Origin of the sequence: Massilistercora timonensis (assembly GCF_048354975.1) — a bacterium.
Classification (GTDB): Bacteria; Bacillota; Clostridia; order Lachnospirales; family Lachnospiraceae; genus Massilistercora; species Massilistercora timonensis.
Genome location: NZ_DBGCJQ010000004.1, coordinates 1 through 7000, shown reverse-complemented (window position 1 = coordinate 7000; position 7000 = coordinate 1). Strand labels below are relative to the sequence as shown.

At 53.7% G+C, this 7000-nt stretch carries 8 protein-coding genes; all 8 read left to right on the top strand.

Translation table 11 applies throughout. From position 1 onward, the window contains the following. On the top strand, positions 1–1099 hold a 1099-nt coding region (locus ACML7B_RS00220; protein WP_418538757.1), incomplete at its 5' end, for a PfkB family carbohydrate kinase. Positions 1100–1132: 33 nt separating this feature from the next. Beyond that, on the top strand, positions 1133–2041 hold the full coding sequence (rbsK, locus tag ACML7B_RS00215) for a ribokinase (RefSeq protein WP_418538754.1): 909 nt from the start codon (positions 1133–1135) through the stop codon (positions 2039–2041). 18 nt (positions 2042–2059) lie between these two features. Beyond that, complete coding sequence (locus ACML7B_RS00210; RefSeq protein WP_418538752.1) at positions 2060–3019, top strand: nucleoside hydrolase; 960 nt, start codon at positions 2060–2062, stop codon at positions 3017–3019. Positions 3020–3063: 44 nt separating this feature from the next. Then, a complete protein-coding gene (locus ACML7B_RS00205; protein WP_418538750.1) occupies positions 3064–3690 on the top strand; it encodes a hypothetical protein in 627 nt (208 codons plus the stop codon). Between the two features lie 41 nt (positions 3691–3731). After that, positions 3732–4493, top strand: a complete 762-nt coding sequence (locus ACML7B_RS00200; protein WP_418538748.1) for an energy-coupling factor transporter transmembrane component T — start codon at positions 3732–3734, stop codon at positions 4491–4493. After that, positions 4475–5323: an energy-coupling factor ABC transporter ATP-binding protein gene (locus tag ACML7B_RS00195; protein WP_418538746.1), complete on the top strand. Its 849-nt coding sequence runs from the start codon at positions 4475–4477 to the stop codon at positions 5321–5323. Before ACML7B_RS00200 ends, ACML7B_RS00195 begins: the two co-directional genes overlap by 19 nt. Before the next feature lie 19 nt (positions 5324–5342). Beyond that, positions 5343–6152: an energy-coupling factor ABC transporter ATP-binding protein gene (locus ACML7B_RS00190; protein ID WP_418538745.1), complete on the top strand. Its 810-nt coding sequence runs from the start codon at positions 5343–5345 to the stop codon at positions 6150–6152. Between the two features lie 139 nt (positions 6153–6291). Beyond that, a partial coding sequence (locus ACML7B_RS00185; protein WP_418538743.1) for a polyphosphate kinase 2 family protein occupies positions 6292–7000 on the top strand: 709 nt, incomplete at its 3' end.

Genomic DNA, 7000 nt, shown 5'->3' with positions numbered 1-7000 from the left:
GATCCTGGGGGACGGGATCACGGCGATCCGGCTCCCGGCTGAGGAGACAAGCCGGGAGGCAGTCTTTTCCCTGGTGAAGATGATCCAGGGAGAGAAGGAGATCGAAGTGATGCGCAAGTTCCCGCCTGCTGTCATGGACCGGGGAAGTGTCAACGGATCCCCCGGAGAGACAGAGGGAGAGCGGATCGTGGTAGTGGGAAGCATGAACATGGATATCACCATTGAGGTTTCCCGGATCCCGCTTAAAGGCGAGACTCAGCTTGCGGAGAAAGTCTATACCTTCCCGGGAGGAAAAGGCGGAAACCAGGCGGTAGGCGCCGGGAAGCTGGGCGGCCGGGTCTACATGGTGGGCTGTGTGGGCAATGACCTGGAAGGCAAGCAGCTCTACAGCAACCTTCTGGAAAATCATGTGCACATGGACGGCGTTCTGATCCATGAATCGGTGCCAAGCGGCAAGGCCTATATCGATGTAGACCAGAACGGAGAGAGCACCATCGTGGTTTACCAGGGAGCCAACCGGCTCCTGAGCGTGGAGCAGATCAACCGCTGCCGGTATCTGTTCCAGAACGCCCGGTACTGCCTGTTGTCGCTGGAGATCCCGGAGGCCATTGCAGAATATACCATCAAGTTCTGCAGGCGCAATGATACCCAGGTGATCCTGAAGCCCTCTGCGGTAGAGAAGATCAAGGAAGAACTGCTCAAAGACATCGCCTATTTCGTGCCCAATGAAAATGAACTGCACACTTTCGTGCCGGGACGGATGTCCCTGGAGGAGAAGGCCCAGATCCTTCTGGACAAAGGGGTGGAGAATGTGATCGTCACCCTGGGGGAGAAGGGATGTTACCTGCGGAACCAGGAGTACTCCATGTATTTTGAGGGGACCGGATTTGAGGCGGTGGACACCACCGGAGGGGCGGATTCCTTTATCAGCGCCCTGGCGGTGTGCTTAAGCGAAGGAAAGGATCTGATCCATTCCATCGGATTCGCCGTTTATGCCTCCGGATTAAGCGTTACCAGATACGGGGTTCAGCCGGCGCTTCCGGACCGGAAAGCGGTGGAGATCTATGAAGAAGAAATTTACGCAAGATACCATATATAGGATGGAAAAAAAGAAAGAGAGGAGGGAGAAGAGATGAAGAAGATCGTAGTTGTGGGAAGCCTGAACATGGATTGTGTGGTGGAGACGCCATCTATGCCTAAACCGGGAGAGACCATCACCGGGAAGAGCGTTTCCCAGGTCCCCGGAGGCAAAGGAGCCAATCAGGCATACGCCATCGGCAAGCTTGGCGGCGATGTGCAGATGATCGGAGCTGTTGGAAATGACAGCTGCGGCATGGCGCTTAAGAAGAATCTGGAGAGCGTAGGCGTGAAAACAGACGGGCTGGCGATCCTGGATGGAGAGACCACCGGACAGGCATTTATCACGGTGGACGGCCAGGGAGAGAATTCCATTATCATCATCGCCGGGACCAACGGCCTTGTGACCAGAGAACTGATCGACCAGAACCGCCGCCTGATCGAAGAGAGTGATATCGTGATCATGCAGCTGGAGATCCCGCTGGAAGTGGTGGAATACGTCAAAGAACTGGCGGTGAGCCTTGGAAAGCTGGTGATCGTAGATCCGGCGCCGGCAGTGGAAGGGATCCCGGATCATTTCTGGAAAGGCATTGATTTTATCAAGCCAAATGAGACGGAGCTTGCCATTCTTACCGGACAGGAACGGAAGAACCGGGAAGAGCTGGAGGAAGGCGCAAGACAGATGCTGGCAAAGGGCGTGAAAGGCGTGCTGGTAAGCCTGGGCGGCGACGGCTGCCTGCTGGTGCAGGAAGAGGAGAGCAGATTCTTCCCGGCCAACAAGGTGAAAGCGGTGGATACCACCGCGGCAGGCGATTGTTTTACCGCCGGGTTCGCGCTGGCGCTGAGCCAGGGAAAAAGCTGCGAGGAGGCCATCGTCTTCGGACAGAAGGCGTCAGCTATCGCAGTCACCAGAAAAGGAGCCCAGACTTCCATTCCCACAAGAGAAGAAGTGGAAGCGGTATAAGAGAAAGGGAGGAGCATTATGCAGAAACTGATCATTGACACCGATCCGGGGATCGACGACGCGCTGGCGCTTCTGTTGGCACTGGCGGCAAAGGATGAGCTGGACGTGACAGCCATCACCACAGTCAACGGCAATGTGGGCGTAGACCAGGTGACCGAGAATGTATTCCGGATCCTGGATGTAGCAGGAAGAAGCGATATCCCTGTATACAAGGGAAACGGAAAACCGCTGATACGGGAGAACGATAACTGTGAAGAGTTCCACGGGGATGACGGACTGGGCAATCTGGGATTCAAGGAAGTACCGGGAACGGTAAAGGAAGAATCAGCGGTAGATTTCCTGATCCGGAAGGTCCGGGAGGAAAAAGGCGAGATCACGCTGGTTCCCATCGGTCCTCTGACCAACATCGCCCAGGCGGTGCAGAAAGACCCGGAATTCGCCAGAAACGTTAAGGAAGTAGTGATCATGGGAGGCGCGGAGCATGGCGGAAACATGTCTCCCTGCGCAGAGTTTAACTTCTGGACAGATCCGGAAGCGGCCAAGATCGTCTTCCAGGCAGGATTCGAGCGGGTAACCATGGTGGGACTGGACGCCACGTCCTATGTATTTTTAAGTCCTACTTTACGGGAGCTGTTGTATTTAATTAATACGCCGGTGTCCCGGTTTATCCACAAGATTACCAGAGTTTATGCCGACGGACACTGGGAGATCGAGAAAAAGCTGGGCTGTGAGCTGTGCGACGTACTGACCATCGCCTATCTTCTGGACCGGAACGTGGTAGAGAAGGTGGACGCCTTTGTAGACGTGGAGACCAGCGGCCTGTGCGACGGCATGTCGGTGGTATACCGGACCAAGTATTATCCGGACAAAAAGAAAAACTGTGAAGTGGCTGTGAAGGCAGACACAAAGCGGTTCTTCGAGATCTTCTTTGGTTATCTGTTCCCGGAACACATGGATGAAGCCAGGGAACTGATATAGAAAAAGCAACGAGAAACACCCAAAACGAAAGAGAGGAATGAAACATGAGTAACGAAAAGAAAGGCATCAAAGCAGATTTTAACCTGATCACGATCCTGATCATCCCGATCGCGATCGCCATCAACTTCATCGTAGGAAACCTGGTACTGACCCTGAAGCTGCCGCTTTACCTGGACAGCATCGGAACCTTCCTGGTAGCCATCCTGGCTGGCCCGTGGGTAGGCGGTATCACCGGACTTTTAAGTATCGCCATCAACTCCATCGCAGACCCGTCACTGTTCCCGTTTGCCCTTTCCGCATGCGCGACAGCCATCCTGGCAGGTATCCTGGCGAGAAAGAAAATGTTTACAAGCTTTGGAAAATTCGTAGTTTCCGCCATCCTGGTAGCGGTTCTGGCAGTGATCATGAGCGTGATCATCTCCTACGCGTTCTTCGGCGGATTTGATTCCAGCGGAAACTCCATTATGATCGGCGCCATGATGTCAGCAGGAATCCCCTTCTGGCCGGCACAGGTGATCGGAAACTTTATCTCAGAGGTTCCGGATAAATTTATCTCCCTTCTGGTTCCCTACCTGGTGATCCGGGGAATGTCCGACCGGTATCTGTATAAATTCTCCAATGGCTCTGTATTCATCAACGCCAGAAAAGAGAAGAAAGAAGCAGGCAAATAAGAGTATCTGAACGTGTATTGATTGATAGAGGAGAAATGAATATGAATGAAAGGCAGAAAGGGGTCAAGGCCCTGAATCCATTGACGATCCTGTATCTGGTAATCGCGCTGGCCGTGATTTCTGCCATCTTCGATTACCGCGTGACGCTGGCTACGGTGGCGGTCATGATCCTGATCGCGGCGAGCGCAGGCGAAGGCGTGTCCTTCATAAAGCTGTGGCTGAAATCCATTGTACTGATCTGTGTGATCTGCTTTATCCTCCAGTCCCTGTTTATTCCGGGAGAAGAAGTTCTGTGGAGCTTCTGGGTACTGTCGATCAAGATGGAGAGTGTGCAGAAAGCCATTGTGCTGTGTTCCCGGATCATGGGGATCGGTTCCGCGATACTGCTTGGCGGCAAGCTGATCGACATCAAGCGGCTGATGGTGATGCTGGAAAAGAGAGGGATGTCTCCCTCCGCCACCTATATCCTGGTTTCCACCACCAACATCATCCCCCAGATGTCCAAGAAGATGAACGCCATCCTGGAAGCGCAGAAATCCAGGGGGATCGAGACAGACAGCAATATGATCGTGCGGGCGAAAGCTTTCTTCCCGTCCGTAGGACCGCTGATCCTCAATTCACTGGTCAGCGCGGAAGAGCGGGCGATCACGCTGGAGGCAAGGGCATTTTCCGTACCCTGTAAGAAGACAACTCTGAAAGTAGTAGAAGACACCCAGACAGACCGGATCATCCGCGGACTGATGATCGCGGCGGTAGTATTGGCGATTGGAGGGAAGATTGCATTATGGATAGTATTCAGATAAAGAATTTAACATACCGGTATCCAACCTCCGAAAATGACGTGCTGCATGACGTGTCTATGACGGTGAAGAAAGGACAGCTGTGCGCCCTGGTAGGAGCCAACGGAAGTGGAAAGACCACGCTTTGCAACGCCATCCGTGGATTTGTCCCCAAGTTCTACAAGGGGGAGATCTCCGGGGAGGTGCTGGTCAACGGAAGAGATGTAAAAGAAGACGAAGACGGAAGGAACGCCCTGGAGATCGGATTTGTATTCCAGAATCCATTTACCCAGATCAGCGGGATCGCCAGCACCGTGTATGAGGAGCTGGCGTACGGCCTGGAAAATATGGGCGTGGAGCCGGATGAGATCCGGGAGCGGATCGAGAAGATCATGGAGCTGACCAAGATCCAGGAATTCCGGGACAGAGATCCTTATCAGCTGTCCGGCGGGCAGCAGCAGAGGGTCGCGCTGGCAGCCATCCTGGTCATGGATCAGGACGTGCTGGTGATCGATGAGCCTACCTCTCAGCTGGATCCCCAGAGTACCGACGATGTATTCGAGATCATCAAGCTGATGAAGAGCATGGGCAAGACCATCGTGCTGGTAGAGCACAAGATGGAGCAGATCGCGGAATATGCAGATCAGGTGATCGTGCTGGATGAGGGAAAAGTGGTCATGGAAGGAACGCCCAAGGAGGTATTCTCCCATCCGGACTGCCTGAAGTACCATACCCGGCTTCCCCAGAGTACCCGGATCGCCCTGGACCTGATGGGAGAGGGCGTAAAGCTTCCGGATGTTCCGGTCACGGTAGAAGAAACAGTCCGCACCATCCAGGCGGCAATGGAAAACTAAGAGAAAGGACGGAGAGAAGATGGCATTAGTAGAAGTAAAAAATATTTCATTCGAATATCCCAATGGCTATCGGGCCGTCGATGACGTAAGCTTTTCCATTGAAGCAGGAGAGAACATTGCGATCGTAGGACAGAACGGCGCGGGAAAGACCACCACTGTGAAAATGCTCAACGGCCTGACCAAGCCCTGTTCCGGCGACGTGCTGATCGACGGAGAATCTACAAAGAACTATACCACGGCCCAGATGGCAAGACGGGTGGGATATGTGTTCCAGAATCCGGACGACCAGATCTTCAACTCAACGGTGTATGCGGAGATCGAGTATGGACTTAAGAAGATGAAGATCGATATGGAGGAGACGGAGCGCAGGATCAAGGATGCGGCGGCGCTTACCGGGATGGATAAGTACCTGGAGACCAATCCTTACGACCTGCCGCTGTCCATCCGGAAATTCGTGACCATTGCCTCAGTCATCGCCAGCGACTGTGACGTGATGATCTTCGACGAGCCGACGGCAGGACAGGACCTGGACGGACTGGACAGGCTCTCAGAGCTGAACAAGATCCTGACCGGACGGGGCAAGGCCATCGTGACCATCACCCATGATATGGAGTTTGTGGCTGATAATTACGAGAGAGTCATTGTTATGTGCAAGAAGAAGGTGCTGGCCGACGGCCGGACGGAGGACGTGTTCTTCCAGAAGGATATCATGGAGCAGGCCATGCTCAAGCAGCCGGCGCTGGTACGGATCGCCACCAAGATCGGTATGACCGAGAACACACTGGATGTGAAGAAAGTGGCAGAATATATCAAGGCAAGACAGAAGTAAGAAGCAAGAATAGAAAGAGAAGGATCGGGAGACGCAAAATTCCCGGTCCTTTTCTTTTATATTTCTGCATAGCTTCCGCCTGATATGTTATAATATAGGCATATTTTACCGGAAAAAGTCTGAGAAAGGAGAGGGGCATATGCTGGAAAAACTGGATCTGACAAAGAAGCTGGATAAAAAGGAGTACAAGGAGCGGATGGAGAAGCTGGCGCCAAAGCTCGGGAAGCTGCAGCGGGCCTGCAAGGAACTGGGGATCCCGGTGATGATCGCCTTCGAGGGATACGACGCGGCGGGGAAGGGCCTGCAGATCGGAGAGCTGATCCAGGCGCTGGATCCCAGAGGATTTGAAGTTTACGCGGTGAAGAAGGAGACCAGGGAGGAGAAGATGCATCCTTTCCTGTGGCGGTTCTGGATGAAGATGCCCGCCAGAGGACGGATCGCCATCTACGACAGCAGCTGGTACCGGAAGGTGCTGATCGACCGGTTTGACAAGAAGATCAGCGACAAGGAAGTGGAGAAGGCATACCAGTCCATCCTGTCTTTTGAGGAACAGCTGACGGCGGACGGGATGGTGCTGATCAAATTCTTCCTGGCCATCGATCAGGAAGAGCAGAAGAAGCGGTTTGACAAGCTGCTTGATTCCCGGGAGACCGCCTGGCGGGTGGCCAAAGGCGACCGGAAGCGGAACAAAAATTTCAAAGAATATCAGGCTATGAACGAGGAAATGCTCTCCCGGACAGATACCCGCCATGCGCCCTGGAACCTGGTGGAGGCGGTAGACCGCCGGTTCGCTACAGTCAAGATCTACGAGACGGTGGCGCAGATCCTGGAGGAGAAAGTGGAAGCCG